Source organism: Rhodoferax sp. RT5P35 (assembly GCF_056521385.1).
On record NZ_JBWMAX010000082.1, the window covers coordinates 1 to 1651 of the forward strand.

General features: G+C 62.6%; 2 pseudogenes. Both read right to left on the reverse strand.

Annotated features, from left to right (window positions below):
* Positions 1 to 527, reverse strand: a pseudogene (locus AC097L_RS23770) (DODA-type extradiol aromatic ring-opening family dioxygenase); the annotation flags it as partial.
* A 312-nt stretch (positions 528 to 839) separates the two neighbouring features.
* Positions 840 to 1355, reverse strand: a pseudogene (locus AC097L_RS23775) (MCP four helix bundle domain-containing protein); the annotation flags it as partial.
* Positions 1356 to 1651 lie beyond the last annotated feature (296 nt).

A 1651-nucleotide genomic window follows, 5' to 3' on the forward strand; every position in this document is an offset into this window, starting at 1 on the left:
GGGCCGGGCAGCGCGGCGCGGGCGGTCAGCCACATCAGCAGCTCAATGCCCTGGGTGCCCACCTTTTCCACCAGTTCATGGATGGAGAAGCGGGTGGCCCAGGCCGGGTCGCTGACCAGGCTGCGCATGAACTCCAGGTCAAACTCTTTGTTGATAAAGCCTGCCCGCTGGCCGTCGAGCTGGTGGCTCAGGCCGCCGGTGCCGACCACCACCACCCGGGCATCGCTGTCCCAGCGGGCGATGGCGCGGCCAATGGCTTCACCCAGGGCAAAGCAGCGGGCAGCGGTGGGCAAGGGAAACTGCACCGTGTTCAGGCAGACGGGCACGGTGGTCACGGGCCAGGCGGCCTGGGGGTCGGCATGCGGCCACAACAGGTCCATGGGCAGGCAGAAGGCGTGGTCCACCAGCATTTCCTGGCAGGTGGTGATGTCGAAGCCATCGGCTACCAGGCCGTTGATCAAATGCCACGACAAATCCTGGTTGCCCTGGGAAATCTGGGCGCTGGCCAGTGCCACCTCGTCGGCATTGGACTTGACATCGCGCACGATGCCCGAAAAGCTCTTTTGCATATGGGCCATGGACTGCAGCAACTGCACCGTCTCAAAGTTCCCCGCAGGCTGGATGGCAGTGGCCAGATTGCCCTGGGCCAACCGGTCGGCCACGCCCACCGCATAGGCCGTGGGCTGCGTCATGCTGCGGGCCAACCACAGGGCGCAGGCCATCATCACCACGCAGGCCAGTAGCAGCGATGCACCGATGGCCAGCCGGGTGCTCTCCACTTGCTGCTTGGCCTGGGCGTTCAGGGTCTCGCCGTTGTGCTGGATGGCGTCCGACAGGGCTTCCATTTCCTTTTCAAGCTCTGAAAACGCCAACTGCAAAGCCGGTACGGCGGCTTGCGCAGCCTGCAGGTCACTGGAGGATGCACGCACCACCATCGCCGCAGAGGCAAGGTACTTTTTCACCACGGGCTGCACCTTGGCCAATGCGCCACTGCTCTCCTGCGTCAGCGGCATGGCCTGTAACTCAGTCAGGGCCTGGTTGAAGGTTTCGGCGTGCTCTTTGAGGTCTTTGTCGGCCTCGGCAATCTGGGCCGGGTTTTTCTCCGTCGCCCCCAGAATGGCCAACTGGGCATCGCCGCGCACCGCGTCGTGCATCATGTCTGCCTTCTGGCTGGTCTGTAGCGCCACGCTGGCCTGGATGGCCTCGTCCAGAGACCCGCCCAAACGGGACGAGGCAAACAGGCCAATGCCGCCGGCCAAACCCGCCAGCAAAGTGCCGACCAGGCCAAAGCCAATGATCTGGGTACGCAATTTCATGGTGCTCCTCCATCTGGGGTGGCCAATAAAAGGCGGCATGCCGACCCGCGCCAGCAGTCGTTTCCCGCATACCGTAGCATTCTGATACACACCGAGCGGTCTAGCCAGCGCTTATCGGGCTCAGAAAGAAAAAAGACCCTTCGCTGTATACAGCCCCGACGTGCACCAAAACGGGTTTTCCCGCTAGTACGCATGTCAGCTTTGGGACAAAATTTCATAGCACTGTCACTTTTCTCCCCTAGCATCCCTCCTTTTCCCTTCCGTTAGGAACCCGCATGCATATTTCCCGTTTGGCACTGGCCCTGGCCACCACCGCCCTCACGCCCTCCACGGCC